We start from the raw sequence: 19,198 nt of genomic DNA on the forward strand, positions 1-19,198 counted from the left end.
CCAGAGTGAGGATGGCGTCTTGACGCTGAAAATGGGCAACCTGCCTTGTGGCCAGCCTCGATTGCGCCATCCTCGCTTGATACGAACCTGCTTGGTACCGCCAACTTAGTACCGCCAACTGGCCTTCAGCGTTCCGCCATGGCTGCGCACCTGGCTGGAGAACAGGCCGTCGTACTGCAGGCGTACATCGAACTGCTCGCCACCAAACAATTGCATGCCCGCTGTCACGCGTCCGAACGTGCGGCCCGCATCAAGAGTGGATTTGGCAGAACGGCTGCCCGCCGGGGCCGAGTCCAACCTGGCGTAGCTGTCCCAGTGATCGGTACTGCTCAGACTCAAGCCTACATTCAGATAAGGCCGCAGCACGTAGCCTTTATCCAAGTCGATACGGCCCCCGACTTCTACGCCAGGCGTCAGGATGGCCGCCCAATTGTCGCTGCTTTCATAATTCAAATTCAGCGCCCCGGCGCCATGCTCGGAATACGAGGGCATGCGGGTGTAGATCAGGTCCAGGTCGATGGCGGGCTTGATGTATGCCTTACCCATGTTATGGGTATAAGCCACGCGCAGGCGTTGCCCCAGCGACATCACATCGGGCGAACTCTTGGCGCTGGCACTGAGCCCCGGCAACCGGATGTACCGTGTGCTGTCATAGCTGCCATAACTGCCGGACAAGGTCCCCGCCACCATCCAGGGGCCATTTTCGTACCTCAGGGATGCACCCAGGTACCCTGTGTCGCCACTCAGGCTCTGGCGCCCGTCATCGGCGCTGATATTGCCGTTCTCGTAGGCGGCCGACACGCCGACAAACCACTGGGGAGCGATCTGGTGCTGTACTCCGACCTGATAGGTGACGCCGCTGGCGTCGAATGACGACGTGCCGTGACTGCCATCCACGCTCGTGGTGCGGGCCGCGATGTTTCCCCACACGCAAGACGATTCGCTAAGCCGCAGTTCGGCCCCTTCGTAATGCGGGCAACTGAGCAAAGAGTTCGCGAACCGCGCCATGTCGGCCTGCTTCAGCGCGGCGGGCGCAGCAGCAATGCCGGGCGAAAGGCTGGACAAGGCATCCGTGAACGCGGATGCGCTCTCGGCAGTGTGGTCCAGTGTCGCGTAGAGGCCGGCGAGGTCTTCGTTGCCGCCACGCTCCCAGATGTCTTGCAGATGAGTGCCGAGCTCACGCAGATTGCGCCCCGCCCCGTAGGATTCCGACAGGGTATCGAAATGCGCCTGACCGGTTGTCACCGTGGCCTGGTTGCCGGAATACTGCGTCAAATAATCGAACAGCGGTGATGTGCCTTTCAGCGTGGCGGTGGGGTCGATGTCGTCCGACTGCAAAAACACGACCGACCGGTCAGGCATCAGGCGGCTGCTGTTGACACGGATTTTCCCGTTGAGTGTTGCCGTACCATCCACCTGCAAAGCGTCTGCAGTCTGGGCTATGAAATCGGCGCCGATCTGCAGCGTGCCATCCGCAGCCTGGGTGAAATCGCCGGTGACGTGCGTACGTGCCGCGCCCAACGACTCGCCCACCAGGAAATCGCCACGGTTGATGACGTGCCCGCGGATGCTGTCGGCCTTGAGCACCGTGCCGAAGTTCTCGACCGTGCCCAGGTCGCCGGCGTCACCATTCAGGTTCTGGTTGCCGGCGAGGGTTCCGTTATTAGTGACGGTGACCTTCTGTGTTCCGGTGTTGTTGATGGCCGTCCCTGCAGACAGGATTGCGCCAGAATCGATCGTGACATGATTGGTTTGCGCCGTGCCGTCGATCCAGACACCGCCCCCTGTGGCATTGGTGGCGAGGACGTTGCCGCCGATATTGATATTGATGGCATTGGTGTTGTCCAGCTTGCCATCGCTTTGCGCAAAGATGGCGTAGGCATTCGCGCTGGCAATGCTCAGGGTGCCATTTTGATTGATCGTCACGTTGCCGGCCGCGCTGCCCGCTGCCCCGCCACTCGAGTGGTCGTAGGCCGAACCCGCATAGCTGCCGGCACTGTCTCCGGCCAGGCCGCCCCCATCTGCGATGGACTGCGCGATGATGCCAAACGCACCGTCGCCGGTGGTGGTCAGCGTACCCGTGTAATCGAGAATAATGTCGCGGCCCGAGTTGGAGTCGCCTCGGACCGAGCCGCTTTGCGTGCCATTCCATCCGGCCGACAAATCGCCATTTGCCGTATAGCCCGCGATGCCGCCTCCGCCGCCAATGGACTGCAAGACTATGCCGTGCGATCCCTTGCCCGTGGTGGAAATCACGCTGAGATCACTGGAGCCGGCCTTGCTGCCGTAGTTTCCAATCGTGATGTTGATGACATTGCCGTTCAGGCCCTGGCTCGTCGCGTCACCGGTGATGCCGATCTTGTCGACGTTGGAGGCCGCGCCGGAGGCGATGATACCTCCGCCGCCGCCGATGCTCTGCGCAACCAGGCCGAATGCATGTTCGCCCGTCGTGTGCACATTCAGCCACGCCTCGACGCTGATGTCCCCCCCTGAGCTTTTCGTCACCGGAGAAGAGGTTCCGCTGTCGCCTTTGCCCCCACCCCCGCCCAGCGTCAGGTCGAAATTGGGCGTCGAACCAGCGCCCGCCACGCCGACCGTTGCCACGCTGGCCGTGCCGCCGCCTCCGCCGATGGATTGCAGCACGATCGCGTGGGAATTGAAGCCTGCCGTCGATACCGAGACGACGCTGGCGTCGTCGCCGTTGCCGGTGTATATCTGGCCACCCCACCCGCCGTTGGGGCTGGAGCCGCTCGCACCCAACGTCACGCTAGAGGTGGAATCACTGGATTGCGCCGTGTTGGCCGAGCCGTCAGCGCCCTGGCCCCCGCCGCCGCCTATGCTTTGCGCCAGCAAGCCATAGGCCACGTCCCCCGTGGTTGTAACGGCCCCTTTGTTCATCGTGCCATCACCCTGCAAATCGAGGCTTATGGGGCTTCCGTTTCCAGCCGCCCCCCCTTGGCCGCCTACGGCCATGGTCACGTTGGTAGAGCCCGTGACACCCGATGCCGTGGCGGTGCCACCGGCGCCGCCGCCGCCGCCGATGGACTGCAATACGATGCCGTCCGCGTAAGTCCCCTGGGTCGCGACGGTACCGGTAAAGTTCTTCAGGAAAATCTCGCCGCCACCGCCCGCTATGCCGCCGTTACCCCCGACGGCCAGGTTCATGGTGTACGAGTTTGAATCATCGTCGTCGTCACCCAGCAGCGCATCGGTACTCGAACCGCTGCTGCCCGCCCCGCCCGCATCGGCGCCCGCCGACCCCGCCAGGCCGCCTCCCCCGCCGACGGACTGCGCCAGGATGCCGTCGGCATCACCGCCCGTCGTCTTGATAGCGCCCTGCGCGGTCACGTTCACGGTACCGCCATCGCCGGCTGCGGCTCCCGTAGCGCCGAGCGATACCCCAACGTTTGCCGAATAGCCTCCATCATCATCGTCGTCATCGCCGCCGGAGCCGGACAGTTTGACGGTGCCGCCCTGCGACGCGCCGCCGCCGCCGCCGATCGATTGCAGCAACATGCCACGAGACCCTGAGCCATAGGTCTGCAAAAGGGAGCCCGCGTCCAGCTGGGCGGTCACCTCGCCGCCATATCCGCCACCGCCGCCCGTACCGCCGACGCCGATGGTCGCCGAGATGGCCTTGCCTGCGCCGCCCGTTTTACTACTGCCGACGCCGCCATTGCCGCCTCCGCCGCCAATGGATTGCGCCATCATCGCGTTGGAAAAATCATCGTTCGTGGTAATGGACGACGTACCGTCCACAAGCAAGTTCACTTGCCCGCCATGGCCGCCGTCTCCGGCGCTGCCTCCCAGCGAGGTGGCGACGCGGATTTGCAGGGTAGCGTCGGAGCCTGGGGCCGAGGAACTGGTGCTCATGGCATGCGATGCACCGCCCGCGCCGCCGCCCCCGCCGATCGTCTGAGCCAGCACGCCATGCGAGCCGATGCCTCCCGTCGACACACTGGCGCCGTCTGTCAGGTTGACGTTGAGGATGCCCCCGTTGCCTCCGCTCGATCCCGAGCCGCCCATGGCCAAGGTCGTGGAGATCGCCAGCGAGCCGTCGCCGGTGGGAATACCGAGGTCCAGGTTGCTGGCTTGGGCGCTGCCGCCGTTGCCGCCCCCGCCTCCGATGGCTTGGGCCAGGACGCCATACGAATCCGATATCGATGTGTTGGACTTTCCTCCGGCCGTGGTAATGGTTGAATTCGTTAAGTCGACCGTTACCGTGCCGCTGCCCGAGCCGCTGCCAGCGCTGCCCCCGATCGCCATGTCGGTGCCAAAAAAGGCATTCACACTTTTGCCATGTGCGGCGCCGCCATTGCCGCCTCCACCGCCAATCGATTGAGCCGCGATCGCGGGCGCGGCGCTGCCTTGCGTACTGACGGTGGAGTTTTCCATCTTCACTGTCACGTCGTCGCTATTGGCGCCGTCGGCACCCGCCCCGCCTATCACGAGGCTCACGACAGAGAGCGAGTCCTGCATCGAGGACCCGCCCGATCCCCCGCCCCCGCCGATGGACTGCGCCAGCACGCCGATAGCCCCGTTGCCCTCGGTGTCGATCCTGGTTTCCTGGCCGTTAACCATGACTTGCTGGCCCTTGCCGCCGACACCGCCGCGCCCGCCCAGGGCGGGCGGGACCGAACCGTCCGCGTTGATCGCCAGGCTGAACACACTGCCGCCATTGCCCCCGCCGCCGCCGATAGACTGGGCGACTGCGCCGTGCGCATACAGGCCCGACGTATCGATCGCGCCGCCGCTGTTCAGATTCAGGGTGACGGTGCCACCACCTCCCCCGGCGCCACCGTTACCTCCTACCGCAGAGACGCCCAACGCCGAACCGGCGTTGCCGCCGCCACCGCCAATGGACTGTCCCAATAAACCGATACCCGCCTCGCCACTGGTGGTGATCCCGCCGGACCAATCGACAACGACGGTGCCACCGGCACTGGCGGTACCGCCCGTGCCCCCGACCGAGATCACACCGGATGCACTGCCTGCGTTGCCGCCGCCGCCGCCGATGGATTGCACCAGACCGCCTATCGCGCCCGTCCCATTGGTGCTGATGGCCCCTCCCAGCTCATTACCCGTCACGTCACCGCCGTTTCCTCCTCGGCCGCCGCTGCCGCCCAAGGCAACCACGCCACCTGCCGCCGCGCCGGTGCCCCCGCTGCCCCCGATGGACTGCACCAAGACCCCGTGTGCATAGTCCCCCGTTGTAACCAGGGCCGCGTCGGTGGTCACGGAGGATGTCCCGCCATCGCCGCCAAAACCGCCATCGCCCGAACTGCCGTCTATCCAGCTGGTCCATGCGCCACCCGACCCGCCGGCACCGGCCAGGGATTGCGTGACAACCGCGGCGGCGTAATCGCCGCTGGTTATGATTGTGGTGCCTATGTCCAGGTTGGCAGTCGCCGAACCTCCTCCGGCGCCTTGGCCACCCTGATTCGAGCCAAGGCCGCCCAAGCCACCTATGCTTTGAACCAATACGCCGTAAGACATGGCGCCAGACGTCCTGACTACGCTGCTATATAGGTTTGCCGCAGCGGGCCCTGCGGCGCCCCCATTACCGCCGTTCGAATCGTCACTACTCGTGGCAGGAGGAGCGTTACCGCCACCGTCCCCGCCTTGCGATAGCACCTGCACACCGGCAAGGCTATCGCCGAAGGTCGTCACGTTGGAATAGTAAACATTGGCGGTGGCACCTGTAGAGTCGCCGCCATCGCCTCCGGTCCCATCATCGGTTCCGTAGTCGCCGCCATGGCCACCTGCCGAAATAGCCATGATGGCCGCGCTATCGTCCAGCGTTGCCTGGCTGGTTGAAGCGATAATGTTGGTGATGGTGCCGGTGTTGGAGAGCTGCGCCCCGACATTGGCGGTTGCCTGGGCCCCGTGGCCGCCTTTGCCACCCTGATCATCGGTCCAGGTGACCACGCCGCCGGTCCCCCCGACACTGGCCGCCACCACGGCAGCCACGCTGCTGCAGTGTTCCACGCCCAACGCGTCGTTGCCGCCGCAGGCGTCCGAACTTTGGGATGAGGGGTTCCAGTACACCGATACATCACCCGTCACGTTCGCCGTGACCGTCCCCCCGCCCCCGCCGTTTCCGGTGGGCTCGCCGTCGTGCGCGCCGGCGCCTTTGGCGTACAGGCCCCCACGCCCGCCAATACTCTGGGCGACCACCCCCCAAGCAGTGTGGCTTCCTCCATTCAGGGGCGTGCTGTCGGTGCCGAGCGAAACCGTGGCCTGGCTGATGACCGTGACATTCGCGGCGCTGCCGGCCGTACCTCCGTAGTGATCAAGTTCTAGGTCACTGGGATTAAGCGATCCGCCATCACCGCCTCGAGAGCTTCCAAGCAGGCCGATGACGCCATTCTGCAACGTGGCCGAGCCAGAAATGGTGATATCCGAGCCGGCAGTATTGGTGATCGTCACCGCGTTGCCATCGCCGCCATTGCCCCCATCGTCATTGTAATCCGACGTATAACCCTTGCCGCCAATACTGGCGGCCTGCAAGCCGATGACCAGGTTATCGGTGGACGACGGCGTCATGGAAATGGGGTTGGGGTTCGAGGCCGTAACGGAATGAGCGTCGCCGCCGTCGTAGTTATCATCGGTGCCCGCGGGTCCCCGGTTGATGTGCTGCACCCCCACCGTGGCATCATCACTGTCGCTGACGGCCATCGACTCGATGCGCTGCGTAAGGGTCTGGACCATGAACGTGTTGTCCGCGAGCGCGGGCGTCGATACCAGGATGGTCAACGCGACTGGGCTTGCAATTCGTTTCATTTTCAGGTTTCCGGCAGGCGCGAGGTGAATGCCACAAGGGCTTGTCCCGCAGTGAGTACAGACGGGTTGCTATATCGATGGGTACGACAGGCATGCACAGCGCGTCATGGTCATGCCGGCCCCGTGTGCCGTCTATCGGTTGTGCGCCGTTGGCTGTCGGAAAAGCGCCTTTTTTTTCGCATGGCATGATGCACCCAGTAATATGTGGGCAACCCGCACATGTGAAATCAGATGACCGCCTCCCTGTTTGCCCAAGTGCCGTTCGAGCAGTATCGAATCGTGGATACTGCCGACCCCGACGAGGCACGGCAGCGGATAGGTCAGGTACTCAATTCATATCGGCTGCAAGTCATACGCGGGCGTATCCTCCACAGCCGGCTGGACCTTGTTCCTTGCGGGCGCTTGTCACTGCTCAAGAGCAGGCACGGGTATGGGGCGGACATCAGCATCGACCCCGATTGCCAATGCCTGGACGGCTACTACCTGCTGGTGCTGCCCACCCAGGGGCAGGCGGTGTTTTATTTCGATGGGGGCCGCATCGAGGTTTCGCCGGATAAAGCCTTTCTTATCAGCCCCGGCAGGCGGTTTCACTTCAGCGTCAGCCACGACTACGAACAGGTCCTGCTGCGCCTGGACCGCACCGCCATCGCCGAGGCCTGGCACCGTTTGACAGGACATGACCAGGCGCCCGACATCTGTTTCGATGCGGTCATTCCCTTGTATACGACCAGCTGGCAAGCGCTGCAGCCCATGTTGCAATGGGTGGCGCGATGCTCGGGCCTGAGCCAGGACCAGAACATCACCCAGGCAGCCTTGCTGGCCCAAATCGAGATGCTGGTCGCCACCACCCTGCTGCTGCATCAACCGCACAATATGGCGGCGTACCTGTGGCCGGCGCCACCGCCCTCCGCGCCTCAGGCCATGCGCCGCGCGCAAGCCTACATGCTTGAACATCTGGGCGAACGCCTGCCGGTGGCCATGGTCGCCAGCCATTGCGGCCTGTCAGTCCGGCGCCTGCAAGCCTTGTTCCATGACGAATGCGGGCAATCACCGTTGCAATGGCTGCGCATGCAGCGCCTGCAAGCGGTCCGGCAAGCCTTGCAGGCCGGCAATGCGGACAAAATCAGTGCAGTCGCAACAGGTTTCGGCTTCACCCACCTGGGCGAGTTTTCTCGGGCGTACCGCCAGGCGTTCGGCGAAACGCCGCAACAAACGCGCAACTAGTAACTGAATGTAGGCGCCCAGTCTTCTATAAGAGTTGTACCCAATCGGGCTTTGCCGGATTACAATGCCCTTACATGTCTGGTCACACCTATCCAGCGCAGTCCATAAAAGGAAGGGTTTCCGTCATGGTGGGAAGACGCTCGATTGCGCCGACCCAAGGGCCCCACCCCATCCTACGATGACATCGGCAACGATGTCCGGCAAAGCATGCCTGGATCCGTATTCGCGTCCGGGCACATCCGACTACTATGGCTCCTACTCCGAAGATCATCTATACCCTCACCGACGAAGCCCCGGCACTCGCTACCCATTCGCTGCTGCCCATCGTCCAATCCTTCGCCAAATCCGCCGGCATTACGGTTGAAACCCGCGATATCTCGCTGGCCGGCCGCATCATTGCCCTGTTTCCCGATTACCTGGACGACAGCCAGAAAATCGGCGACGCGCTGGCGGAACTCGGCGCCCTGGCGGTGACGCCCGACGCCAATATCATCAAGCTGCCCAACATCAGCGCCTCGATGCCCCAACTGAAGGCGGCCATCAAGGAACTGCAGGCCCAGGGCTACAAGCTGCCCGACTACCCGGACGAACCCGCCAACGACGCCGAGCGCGACGTGAAGGCGCGCTACGACAAGGTCAAGGGCAGCGCGGTAAACCCAGTGCTGCGCGAGGGCAACTCCGACCGGCGCGCCCCGCTGTCGGTCAAGAACTACGCGCGCAAGCACCCGCACAAGATGGGCGCCTGGAGCGCCGATTCGAAGTCTCATGTCGCCCATATGGATGACGGCGATTTCTACGGCAGCGAAAAGTCCGCCACCGTGGCCGCGGCCGGCGACGTGAAGATCGAACTGACCGCCGCCAACGGCAGCAAGACCGTGCTGAAGGAAAAGACCCCGGTCACGGCCGGCGAGATCATCGACGCGGCGGTGCTGTCCACCGCGAAGCTGCGCAGCTTCCTGCAGGCCCAGATCGCTGACGCCAAGGCCCGGGCAGTACTGTTCTCGGTGCACTTGAAGGCCACCATGATGAAGGTCTCGGACCCTGTCATCTTCGGCCACGTGGTATCGGTGTTTTACCGGGATGTGCTGGCCCGCCATGCCGATGCCCTGAAGCAAGTGGGTTTCGACCCCAACAACGGCATTGGCGACCTCTACGCCAAGATCCAGGCGCTGCCAGCCGACCAGCAGGCCGCCATTACCGCCGATATCGACACCGCCTACCAGGCGCTGCCCGCGCTGGCCATGGTGAACTCCGATCGCGGCATCACCAACCTGCACGTGCCCAGCGACGTCATCGTCGATGCGTCCATGCCCGCCATGATCCGTGACTCCGGCAAGATGTGGAATGCCGCCGGCCAGCTCCAGGATGCCAAGGCCGTGATCCCGGACCGCTGCTACGCAGGCGTGTACCAGGCCGTCATCGAAGACTGCAAGGCCAATGGGGCGTTCGATCCGGTCACCATGGGCAGCGTGCCCAACGTCGGCCTGATGGCCCAGGCTGCCGAAGAATATGGTTCGCACAACAAGACTTTCGTCATTCCCGCTGACGGTACCGTGCGCGTGACCGACGCGGCCGGCACCGTGCTGCTCGAGCACGCGGTGCAGGCCGGCGATCTCTGGCGCATGTGCCAGACCAAGGATGCCGCCGTGCAGGATTGGGTCAAGCTGGCCGTGACCCGCGCGCGCCTGACCAGGACGCCCGCCGTGTTTTGGCTGGACGAACAGCGCGCCCACGACGCCCAGCTGATCGTCAAGGTCAAGAAGTACCTGGCCGACCACGATACGAAAGGCCTCGACCTGCACATCTTCAGTCCCGTAGATGCCACCCGTTTCTCGCTCGAGCGCATTCGCGCCGGCCAAGACACCATCTCGGTGACGGGCAACGTGTTGCGCGACTACCTGACCGACCTGTTCCCCATCATGGAACTGGGTACCAGCGCCAAGATGTTGTCCATTGTTCCGCTGATGGCAGGCGGCCAGCTGTTCGAGACCGGTGCAGGAGGTTCCGCGCCCAAGCACGTGCAGCAGTTCCTGGAAGAAGGCTTCCTGCGCTGGGATTCGCTGGGCGAATTCATGGCCCTGGCTGCCTCGCTGGACCACCTGGGCCAGGCGCACGGCAATGCCCGTGCCAGCGTGCTGGCCAGCACGCTGGACCAGGCTACCGCCCAGTTCCTGGACCACAACAAATCGCCGGAACGCAAGGTGGGCGGCCTGGACAACCGTGGCAGCCATTTCTACCTGGCGATGTATTGGGCCCAGGCGCTTGCTGCCCAGACCGAAGACAGCGCGCTGGCCGCGCAGTTCAAGGCGCCGGCCAGCGCCTTTGCCGAGTTCGAAACCAAGATCCTCGGCGAACTGAAAGCCGCCCAAGGCAAGCCCATGGACATCGGCGGCTACTACCAGCCAGACCAAGCCAAGGCCATCCAGGCCATGCGCCCCAGCGCCACGCTGAACCAGGTGCTGGCGTCTATCGGTTGAACGATGGCGGATGAGCGGCGGGCGTACCTGCCGCCGGCATGAAAAAGCCGGCAGTCCTCACGGATTGCCGGCTTTCGACCGACACGCCGCACGTGTGCGCCATCGAGCTTGGCAATTGACAATACTCATGGCAATACCGATACTCACGACTACTTTTCCGAGCCAGTCCCGCAATCCCCTGGAGTCGTAGTCATGAAAGACACGCTAGTAGGTTCAATTGCGCGGCCCGCGCTCTTTGCTGTCGCGCTGTTGTTCAGCGCCGCTGCCGCCTGGGCTCCCAGGGCGTCCGCAGCCTCTGCAGCAGAAATCGCCAGCGAATCCGCTCAGGCCCTGCAGAAGTTGCAGGCGCAAGAGCCGAAAGCCCGCGCCCTTGCCGAAAAGGCGACCGCGATCCTGGTGTTTCCCAAGATCGTCAAAGCCGGCATGCTGGTGGGTGGCGAAGGCGGCGAAGGCGCCCTGATCAAGAATGGCCGCGCGCAGGCCTACTACAACCTTGCAGCGGTGTCGTTCGGACTGCAAGCCGGAATCCAGACCTTCAGCTATGCCCTCTTCTTCATGAATGACCAGGCGCTGCAGTACCTGGACCGCAGCGACGGCTGGGCAGTGGGCGCCGCGCCCAATGTAGTGGTGGTCGACAAGGGCGCGGCTGCCAGCATGAGCAGCACCACCCTGACCCAGGATGTCTACGCTGTTCCGTTCGGGCAAGAAGGCCTGATGGCGGGAATCGGCCTGGAAGGCTCGAAGATCACCCGCATGGATCCGAAGTAATCCAGCCCATCGCAGCCGGAAGCGGCATACTCAGTGCCGTGCCCTCTTCATGATTGCGGCCCGCTTCGGAACGGAGCCTGTTGCCGCAGCCAGCCTTGCTCGCCGCCCGCGGCAACCAATTCGAGTACGGCCGGCGCCAATGGCCTGAAGCCTTTTTCCTGGCCGCTGGTGTAGTTGATGGCCCGGCCGCTGACGAAATCGACTTCGATCTCGTCACCTTGCGCGGCGAACTCGATCGCGCCTTCGGCGAACGGCAGCACTTTCAGGCCCGCCGAGACCGCCAGCCGGAAGAATGAGCGCGCCATCGACTCGCTCAACACGGCAACCTTCAGAGCCGCCAGCGCCAGCGGCCCCTGGATATGCATCGGCCCCTGGCCGAAACGGTGCCCTGCCACCACGAAATCGCCCGGCCGCACCGCGGCGGCGAAAGAGGGATCGAGCCCGCCCATCGCCAGGGGAGCCAGGCGAACCGGATCGTAGACCATCTGCCGCGTCATCTCGATGTCCATGACCTGGCCATCGTTCATGACGTCGTCACCGAAGCACCAGACGCGCCCTCGCTGAACCAACTGATGCTTTGCCGTCATCCATGCGCTCCTGACACAGCCACGGCCAGGTGCGCCGGGTCGGCAATATGGCCGCTGACCGCCGAGGCTGCCACCACGGCAGCGTTGGCAAGATACACAGGCGCCTTGTCGCTGCCCAGCCTGCCGGCGTCATTGCGCGTGGCCGTGCAGATCAAGACGTCCTCGTTGCCCACCGGCGCATAGGTGCCGTAACACGGCCCACAGATGCCCGTCGTCAGGTCGGCCCCCGCCTGCAGGAAGATCGCGACAAGGCCCTCCTCCAGCGCTTTGCGATAGATTGCCTGAGTGGCCGGAATCACGGTCAGCCGCACGTCGGGATGCACGCGACGTCCCTCGAGGACCTGGGCGGCGGCGCGCAGGTCTTCAAGTTTGCCGCCGATGCACGAACCGATAAACGCGGCTGTCACGCGGCGGCCCACCACAGTCGCCAGGGGAACCACATGTTGGGGATCGGGCGGTACGCACACCTGGGGCGACAGCGCCTCGATATTGAAATGCAGGTCGTCCGCAAAGACGGCGTCACGATCGCTGCGCCACTCGACACCGTCGGCGTTGCGGACCGGGCACAACGCGGTTTTCACGCCGATGTCGACCATCGCATTGCACAGTGTATGCCGCCCGTCTTCGTCCAGCCAATTCAACGTGTCGCCATGGAACTCGATACAGCAGTAGTCGGCCCGTTCGGCGCCAATGGCGGCAGCCACCCATTGGCCGATGTCGCGGCTCATGACGCCGGGCCCTGGCCGGCCATGCAACCCTACGCGCAGGGTTTGTGGCACGCGCAACCAGACCCGTCCGGTGGCCAGTGCCAGCGCCACGCTAAGGCCTAGCGCCACGCCGATGGCACCGCAGCCGCCCAGCGCCGGTGCGCGCGTGTCCGCCGCCACCACCAGCATGCCCGGCCGCACAATGCCCAGATCCAGGGGTGCGTTGTGGCTGATGCCTTGACGGCCCGTGTCCATGAACCAGCGTACCCCTTGTTCGCGCGTATCGCGGCGGATGAAAGCATGGGATTCGAGATGGTTGGCGCTGTCAGAATGCGTGGTGTGGTCGATGGTGACGAACAGCCGGTCCGGCGCGGCGATGTCGGGGTAGCCCAGCGATTGCAGCAGCTTGCGATGGCGCTGGTAGTTCAGGTCATGGGCGATGACCAGGTCCGGTGTCGCCCAGACCACATCGCCGGCCCGCGTTGCGTCCAATCCGGCGCTGCGGGCAAGCACTTTCTCTACGGCCGTCAGGCCCCTGGAAGAAATGGCCATAGTGTCAAGAAGCAGCGTGGGCTTCGTTGATATAGCGGTCGTACGCAGCATCGGCATCGCGCGCACGCTCGAGCCCGACGGTCTCGTTGATATCGTTCAAGGTCAACGACGCATCGGCGCATGCCGCGGTGCTGCCGTCGCGCTGCAAGGTCTCGAGCATACGCTGTTGCGCATGAGCCTGCGCCTGCAACAGCGATACCGGATACACCACCAGCGGGTAGCCGATCTCGCCAAGGCGGGTCGCCGGCACCAGCGGACGCAAGCCCTCGACCATCATCACGATGGAGGGCTTCCTCAGGTTTGCCGTGATACGACGCATGTCTTCTTCGCTGGCGACCGACATGATGATGGTGGCGTCGGCGCCGGCCGCTTCATAGGCTTGCACCCGTGCGATCGCCGCATCCAGTCCCTCGACCGCAAAGGCGTCCGTTCGCGCAATGATCATGAAATCCTGATTGCGGCGCGCATCAAGCGCTACGCGCAGCCTGGCCACCATTTCAGGCACCGCGATCAAGGTCTTGCCGGCCATCGCCGCGCATTTCTTGGGAAACGGCTGGTCTTCCAGGTGCAAGGCAGCGGCTCCGGCCGTCTCGAACGCCCTTACGGCTTGCGCCACGTTGTAGGCGCCGCCGTAACCGCTGTCAGCGTCCACGATCAGCGGAATGCCGGTGCAGCCGGCTACCACCCGCGCCCGTTCGACCATTGCATCCGCGGTGATCGCACCCACGTCCGGTTCGCCCAGTGTCGAGGCAACACACAAGCCGGACATGTACGCCACGTTGAAACCCGCACGTTCGACCAACCGCGCAGTCAAACCGTCATAACAGCCAGGCGCCACCACGGGTTGCCCGCTGGCCTTCGCCGCGACAATCAGCGCCTTCAAACGGGCGCCGGGATGAATGGAATTCAAGGCAAGTCTCCTTTCTGAAGATGCGATCAGTGTGGATGACACGCCTGCACGGGCCAAGATAAAATGTCCGGTAAATGGACAAAATAGCCATCGACCCCATGGGGCCCGGCGCACTGCGGCGGGGACTGCATATCGTCAACCTGCTGCGCCGCCAGGGCGGCACGCTCAGTGTGGCTGCCATTGCAAAAGCCACGGGGCTGCCACGCCCCACGGCCTACCGTCTGCTCGATGTGCTTGAATCCGAAGGCTATGTACGGCGCGATGACACAGGCAAGCGCTTTGCGCTGGGATCCCCCGATGTCAGCCTGGGAGACCATTGGCAGATGTTCGTACAGGACATGAAACCGGTGATGATCTCGATCGCGCGGCGCACGGGCAATGCCGTGTTCCTGGTCCGCCGAGACGAGTTGAACCTGCTGTGCCTGCATCGCGAGATCGGCCCTTACCCCATCCAGGTGCTGTCACTGAACATCGGGGGTCGTCAACCTCTTGGTGTCGGTGCGGCCGGCGTAGCCATGCTTTCCACGCTAGCACCTCGGCAGCTTGCAAGCCTGCTCAAGCGCAATCAAGCGGCCTACCTCGACTACGGCAACCTGCAATTGGCCACGGTTCGCCGCCTGGTTGAAAATTGCCTGGCGCGCGGCTATGCGGTGGTGGGCGGTTATTCGCTCAAGGGCGTGCTCGCCGTTGGCGTGGCCATCCCGGCCACCGCAAGCCTGCCCCTTGCGGCGCTCAGCGTCACGGCGCCGTTAGACCGCATGCCGCTGGCCCGTCAGCGCGAGATCGCGCAAATCATTCAAGACGAACTCAAGCCGGTCATCGGCTGACGATGACCGGCTTGTTCGGCAAGCCCGGGCCGGACGATCAGTCGATGGCCGCTCCGCTCGATTTCGCCAGTTCCGACCAGCGCTTCGTTTCGTCATCCACGAAAGTCCGGAACTGCTCGGTCGATTGCGGCGACGACGGCACATAGCCGGCCGTGCGCACCTTGTCCTGGTAATCCTGCGTACGCAATATCCCGCCTACGCCGTCATTAATGCTTTGCAGTAGCGCCGCGGGCGTGGATTTCGGCGCAAACAGCCCATACCAGCCACTGATCACCATGTCGGGGTGCCCTGCTTCGGCCACCGTGGGGATATCGGGAAACGATTCGATGCGAGCATCGCTCGTCACGGCAAGCGCGCGAATTTTCCCGGTCTTGATAAAAGGCCCGACCGTGTTCAAGGTATCGAACACCACCTGCAGCTGGCCTGCCAGAAGATCCGTAATGGCGGGTGCGCTGCCACGGTAAGGCACATGCATGATGTTTGTGCCGTTGCGCTTGTTGAACATCTCGCCGACCAGGTGGCCGCCACTGCCTACTCCAGCACTGCCGAAGCTGAGTTCGTTCTTGTTTGCCTTGGCATACTGGATCAATTCTTTTATCGAATGCGCGGGCACATCCGGATTGACCGCGATGACGAATGGATAGCTGGCAAGTTCGGCGATGGGCTCCAGATCCTTTTTCGGATCGTAGGGCATGGATTTATACAAGGCCGGATTGATCGACTGCGTGCCGACATACGACATCAGCAAGGTTGCACCATCCGGCTCGGCGCGCGAAACCTGGGCGGCCCCGATATTGCCGTTGGCCCCGGTGATGTTGTCAGTGACGACAGGCTGGCCGGTATTCTCCGTCCAGTATCTACCGAGCAATCGCGCCAGGAAATCCGTGCCGCCTCCTGGCGGCGCTGGCGCCACGATACGTACAGGTTTGGTCGGATATGCGCCTGCTTGCGCCGTAACGGCCACAGTGAAGGCAAGCGCAGCGATCAAGGCAGCGGCGTAGCGGGTGAATGTCATGAGTGTCTCCGGTATTTTGATTGTGAGCGATCACCGGCCAAGTTGGTCGACAATCGCGGTAAAGCCGTTCGCCAACAAGCGCCGGTCGCTTCCCGCCACGAGGATCCGACAGCCGCTTTCCACGTAATGGCGTCGCGACCGTTCCATCGCCTGGATATCCGCATCGAACAATAATCCGACCACATCGACGTCTTTGTCGCGCACGGCCTGGATCATTCCATCGAGGCGCTCGACTACGGCCGGATGGTTCCTGTCGCCGTCATGCCCCATCGACACGGCCAGATCGAACGCGCCAAGCACGACCGCATCCACGCCAGGCACAGTCAGGATGTCGTCCAGGTTCGCCAGCCCTTCGACTGTTTCGACCAGTAGCCAGACCATCACGTTCAGGTTGGCCCATGCGGCGTAAGCGGGCCAATCCAGCGTCTGATGGCCCGTGGCACGCGTCAAGGGACAGGCACCACGCCGGCCGGCCACGTTATCTCCATGCCGATACCGTGCTGCCTGCACCGCGGCCACGGCCTGCGCGCGTGTCGAGACTTGCGGCACGATGACGCCCATCGCGCCTGCATCGAGCGCACGCATTATCAATGAAGCGTCGGCCGTCGGAACACGCACCATTGGCGTCATGCCGGTGGCTTCGGCCGCTCGAATCATCTGCACCGTGGTATCCAGGCCGAACGAGCCGTGCTCGCCATCGATCCATACATAGTCGTAGCCCGCATGTCCGGCAGCTTCGACGATCTCGGGGCTGGCCATCTGCACGAAGGCGCCCAGCGGCACCCTGCCCTGCGCCATGGCGGACTTGATGCGATTCTCTCTGATCAGCATAGGGCGTCCTCAGGCGGCGTTGGCGTGCTCGTGGGCGTACTCGCCCACGTAATCACCTTCGATGGTCGTACGGAACAGCCGACGCAATTGTTGATGGTCGTAGTCCATGAGCGCCAGATGCATTGTGCAGCGGTTGTCCCACATCAGCAGGTCATGGCGCCGCCATTGATGGCGGTAGACCAGTTCCGGCCGTACCGAATGCGCGAACAGATACTCAAGCAGCGGCCGGCTTTCTTCGACCGACATCCCTTCGAAATGGCTCGTCAGCATTTCGCTGACATACAGCGCTTTGCGGCCGGTTTCTGGATGGGCGCGCACCACGGGATGTATGACCGGGGGATTGACGCTCTCTTTCTTGGCCAGTGTTTTTTCATCCAGCCCGCGCAGATGCCTGGCCGCAATCACAGTGTGCACCGCCCGCATTTCACTTAACATGCGCTGCATTCCGGATGAAAGCGAATCGTAGGCCCCGCACATATTGGTGAACATCGTATCGCCGCCCACATCCGGGATTTCGTGTGCATGCAGCAGGGACGCCAAGCTTGGGCGAATCGCCATCGAGTGGTCCGAGTGCCATTGCTGGCCAAAGACTTTCGACCGTTCCTTGCCTTCGTTGGTGACTTTGATCAATGTGGGATGATCTGGATGGCGGTAATCGGGCACATGTTCGTGCTGGTCCAGCGGCCCGAAATACCGGCTGAATGCAATATGTGTCTCGAAAGAGATCGGCTGGTCGCGAAACAGCAGGATCTGGTAGCGATGAAAGGCCTCGCGCAGCTCGTCGACGACAGCCGGTGCAAGGTCGCCCTGTATCTTGAAGCCGAGCACCTCGGCTCCTAAAGAATTGGATAGTTTGCGGAATTTCATGTCCCGAGTTCTCCTTGTAAGCTCGTCATAAGATATCGATAGCGGCAAGCGCTGCGTACCGAACGTATTCTTCCAAGGCGGTCCCGGTGGCTCAATACAGAATGTCCGAAGAGCGGACATGCTTCCGGGCCAGGTTCCGGACGATCGCAAAGCCCTGGTCAAGAGGGTTTCACCCGCCTGTGGCGGTACTGGGAAAACAGGATGGATTCGGCGCCCATCGTGGGGTAGCCTGGGCATTTCCTCATCCTGCGGCGCCCCGCCCTTCCCATGCAACCGCTCTCTCAGCCCCCCGATTTGCGGCGCCCCGGCCGCGGCGGCCAGGGTGCGCGCCCGGCCCCTGCAATAGGCAGCCCGCCCGCGGCTGCCGGACCCTGCCCGGCCGGGCACCCGGACTACATCGACGCAGCCGAGGCCATGGCACTGCTCAATGTCAGGCCGCAGACCTTGTATGCGTATGTCAGCCGTGGCTGGATCTGCAGCGTGATGCAGCCTGGCCAGAAGAAGAAACTCTATAACCGCGATGACGTGGACCGTGTCAGGAAACGCTCTGCGGCCAGGGCCGGCCATGGTGCCGTCGCGGCATCCGCCATGGATTGGGGCGAGCCGATTCTACCCACGTCGATTACTGAAATAACTCCACAAGGCCCGCGCTACCGGGGTCATCTGGCGTGCGACCTGGTGCGTGACGGCAGCTCGTTCGAAGCGGTCGCCGAATTACTTTGGAACGATGCGCTGCCCCGTCTGGCGCCCGCATGGCCGGTGCATCGGCCCACCGAAGAACTGCTGGCGCTGGCTCGAGCGATGGCGGCGTCCAACCCGCGCAACAATGTGCTCGAAGTCTTTGCCATGGTGGTGCTGATGCTGGGGCTGAACCATGGATCGACTGCCGAACGGCTGGCCAGCGGCACCACGCTGGATGCGGCGCGCGAGATCATCCAGGCCCTGGTGGCATGCTGCGGCTTTGTCGGCCACGGCGGCTGCTACCGGCCAATGCGCCGCGGTGAAACCGTGGTGCAGGCCCTGATGCACTCGCTGGGCGTGGCCATCACCGCAGAGAATGGCGAGGCGCTGCGCGCCCTGCTGATACTCATGGCAGACCATGAATTTCCTCCCGGCACATTCAGCGCGCGCGTGGTGGCCTCTGCCGGCGGTTCGCTGCACAGTTGCCTGGCTTCCGCCCTCTGTGCAACATCCGGGCTTGAAGTCGGCCGCATGTACGAACGCGTGCAGGACTTCCTGGGCCAGAAACGAACCCGCGCCACGCTGGTGCGGCGCGCGTGCCGATTGCACGCGCAGGGACACGGGGTGCCGGGCTTTCATCATCCGCTCTACCCCGCCGGAGATCCGCGCGCGGCGCAGCTTCTGGATATTGCGCGCCGCCGCGGCAACCAGGCGCGCGACCTGAAGGCCATCTTCGCGTTTATCGAAGAGATGAAGACAACTGTCGGCCTGTACCCCAGGCAGGAACTGGCACTGGTTGTCTTGACGCGTGCGATGGCGTTGCCGCCACAGGCCGCCGCCGCGTTGTTCTCGCTTGGCCGCCTGGCGGGATGGGTAGCGCATGTGCGAGAGCAGCATGCCGATGGAACCATGCTGCGGCCGCGCGCCAAGTTCGTATCGAACGCGCAGCCGGTCCGCGCATAGGCCTGG

12 protein-coding genes are annotated in these 19,198 nt (G+C 63.6%); 5 read left to right on the top strand and 7 right to left on the bottom strand.

Features of this window, described 5'->3' with window-relative positions:
* Positions 1-105: 105 nt before the first annotated feature.
* Entirely contained in the window at positions 106-6,783 is a 6,678-nt protein-coding gene (locus tag KW845_RS23955) for an autotransporter outer membrane beta-barrel domain-containing protein (protein ID WP_218371863.1), read from the bottom strand.
* 231 nt (positions 6,784-7,014) lie between these two features.
* On the opposite strand from KW845_RS23955, the gene KW845_RS23960 reads away from it, so the two are divergent.
* The 3 genes from KW845_RS23960 (at position 7,015) to KW845_RS23970 (ending at position 11,252) form a co-directional block, all read left to right on the top strand.
* Positions 7,015-8,007 (top strand): AraC family transcriptional regulator, encoded by a 993-nt coding sequence (locus KW845_RS23960; RefSeq protein ID WP_218371864.1) that lies wholly within the window; start codon positions 7,015-7,017, stop codon positions 8,005-8,007.
* Between the two features lie 248 nt (positions 8,008-8,255).
* A complete protein-coding gene (locus KW845_RS23965; protein ID WP_218371865.1) occupies positions 8,256-10,484 on the top strand; it encodes an NADP-dependent isocitrate dehydrogenase in 2,229 nt (742 codons plus the stop codon).
* 192 nt (positions 10,485-10,676) lie between these two features.
* Positions 10,677-11,252, top strand: a complete 576-nt coding sequence (locus KW845_RS23970) for a YSC84-related protein (RefSeq protein WP_218371866.1) — start codon at positions 10,677-10,679, stop codon at positions 11,250-11,252.
* A gap of 47 nt (positions 11,253-11,299) precedes the next feature.
* Here KW845_RS23970 and KW845_RS23975 read toward each other — a convergent pair whose 3' ends face one another.
* Genes KW845_RS23975 through KW845_RS23985 form a run of 3 tightly spaced genes read right to left on the bottom strand, consistent with a single transcriptional unit; the run spans position 11,300 to position 14,008 of the window.
* Positions 11,300-11,839, bottom strand: coding sequence for a hypothetical protein (locus KW845_RS23975; RefSeq protein ID WP_218371867.1), 540 nt, complete (start codon positions 11,837-11,839; stop codon positions 11,300-11,302).
* Positions 11,836-13,098: an aconitase family protein gene (locus KW845_RS23980; protein ID WP_218371868.1), complete on the bottom strand. Its 1,263-nt coding sequence runs from the start codon at positions 13,096-13,098 to the stop codon at positions 11,836-11,838. Before KW845_RS23980 ends, KW845_RS23975 begins: the two co-directional genes overlap by 4 nt.
* A 4-nt stretch (positions 13,099-13,102) precedes the next feature.
* Positions 13,103-14,008: an oxaloacetate decarboxylase gene (locus KW845_RS23985; RefSeq protein WP_218371869.1), complete on the bottom strand. Its 906-nt coding sequence runs from the start codon at positions 14,006-14,008 to the stop codon at positions 13,103-13,105.
* Positions 14,009-14,082: 74 nt separating this feature from the next.
* On the opposite strand from KW845_RS23985, the gene KW845_RS23990 reads away from it, so the two are divergent.
* Positions 14,083-14,835, top strand: a complete 753-nt coding sequence (locus KW845_RS23990; RefSeq protein ID WP_218371870.1) for an IclR family transcriptional regulator — start codon at positions 14,083-14,085, stop codon at positions 14,833-14,835.
* A 37-nt stretch (positions 14,836-14,872) separates the two neighbouring features.
* On the opposite strand, the gene KW845_RS23995 is transcribed toward KW845_RS23990, so the two are convergent.
* Genes KW845_RS23995 through KW845_RS24005 form a run of 3 tightly spaced genes read right to left on the bottom strand, consistent with a single transcriptional unit; the run spans position 14,873 to position 17,668 of the window.
* Positions 14,873-15,850: a tripartite tricarboxylate transporter substrate binding protein gene (locus tag KW845_RS23995; RefSeq protein ID WP_218371871.1), complete on the bottom strand. Its 978-nt coding sequence runs from the start codon at positions 15,848-15,850 to the stop codon at positions 14,873-14,875.
* 30 nt (positions 15,851-15,880) lie between these two features.
* Entirely contained in the window at positions 15,881-16,681 is an 801-nt protein-coding gene (locus KW845_RS24000; RefSeq protein WP_218371872.1) for an HpcH/HpaI aldolase/citrate lyase family protein, read from the bottom strand.
* Between the two features lie 9 nt (positions 16,682-16,690).
* Positions 16,691-17,668: a TauD/TfdA family dioxygenase gene (locus KW845_RS24005; protein ID WP_218371873.1), complete on the bottom strand. Its 978-nt coding sequence runs from the start codon at positions 17,666-17,668 to the stop codon at positions 16,691-16,693.
* A 147-nt stretch (positions 17,669-17,815) separates the two neighbouring features.
* Here KW845_RS24005 and KW845_RS24010 point away from each other — a divergent pair, with 147 nt between their 5' ends.
* Positions 17,816-19,192, top strand: coding sequence for a citrate/2-methylcitrate synthase (locus KW845_RS24010; RefSeq protein ID WP_255592899.1), 1,377 nt, complete (start codon positions 17,816-17,818; stop codon positions 19,190-19,192).
* Positions 19,193-19,198: the final 6 nt, after the last annotated feature.

The sequence above is a fragment of the Bordetella sp. BOR01 genome (assembly GCF_019218885.1).
Lineage (GTDB): Bacteria > Pseudomonadota > Gammaproteobacteria > Burkholderiales > Burkholderiaceae_B > Bordetella_A.

Bases quoted from the DNA above. Each gene is read 5' to 3' on its own strand.
- KW845_RS23975 (WP_218371867.1), bottom strand. From the start codon at position 11,839: ATGACGGCAAAGCATCAGTTGGTTCAGCGAGGGCGCGTCTGGTGCTTC.
- KW845_RS23980 (WP_218371868.1), bottom strand. From the start codon at position 13,098: ATGGCCATTTCTTCCAGGGGCCTGACGGCCGTAGAGAAAGTGCTTGCC.
- KW845_RS23990 (WP_218371870.1), top strand. From the start codon at position 14,083: ATGGACAAAATAGCCATCGACCCCATGGGGCCCGGCGCACTGCGGCGG.
- KW845_RS24010 (WP_255592899.1), top strand. From the start codon at position 17,816: ATGCAACCGCTCTCTCAGCCCCCCGATTTGCGGCGCCCCGGCCGCGGC.
- KW845_RS23970 (WP_218371866.1), top strand. From the start codon at position 10,677: ATGAAAGACACGCTAGTAGGTTCAATTGCGCGGCCCGCGCTCTTTGCT.
- KW845_RS23955 (WP_218371863.1), bottom strand. From the start codon at position 6,783: ATGAAACGAATTGCAAGCCCAGTCGCGTTGACCATCCTGGTATCGACG.
- KW845_RS24000 (WP_218371872.1), bottom strand. From the start codon at position 16,681: ATGCTGATCAGAGAGAATCGCATCAAGTCCGCCATGGCGCAGGGCAGG.
- KW845_RS23995 (WP_218371871.1), bottom strand. From the start codon at position 15,850: ATGACATTCACCCGCTACGCCGCTGCCTTGATCGCTGCGCTTGCCTTC.
- KW845_RS24005 (WP_218371873.1), bottom strand. From the start codon at position 17,668: ATGTCCGCTCTTCGGACATTCTGTATTGAGCCACCGGGACCGCCTTGG.
- KW845_RS23960 (WP_218371864.1), top strand. From the start codon at position 7,015: ATGACCGCCTCCCTGTTTGCCCAAGTGCCGTTCGAGCAGTATCGAATC.
- KW845_RS23965 (WP_218371865.1), top strand. From the start codon at position 8,256: ATGGCTCCTACTCCGAAGATCATCTATACCCTCACCGACGAAGCCCCG.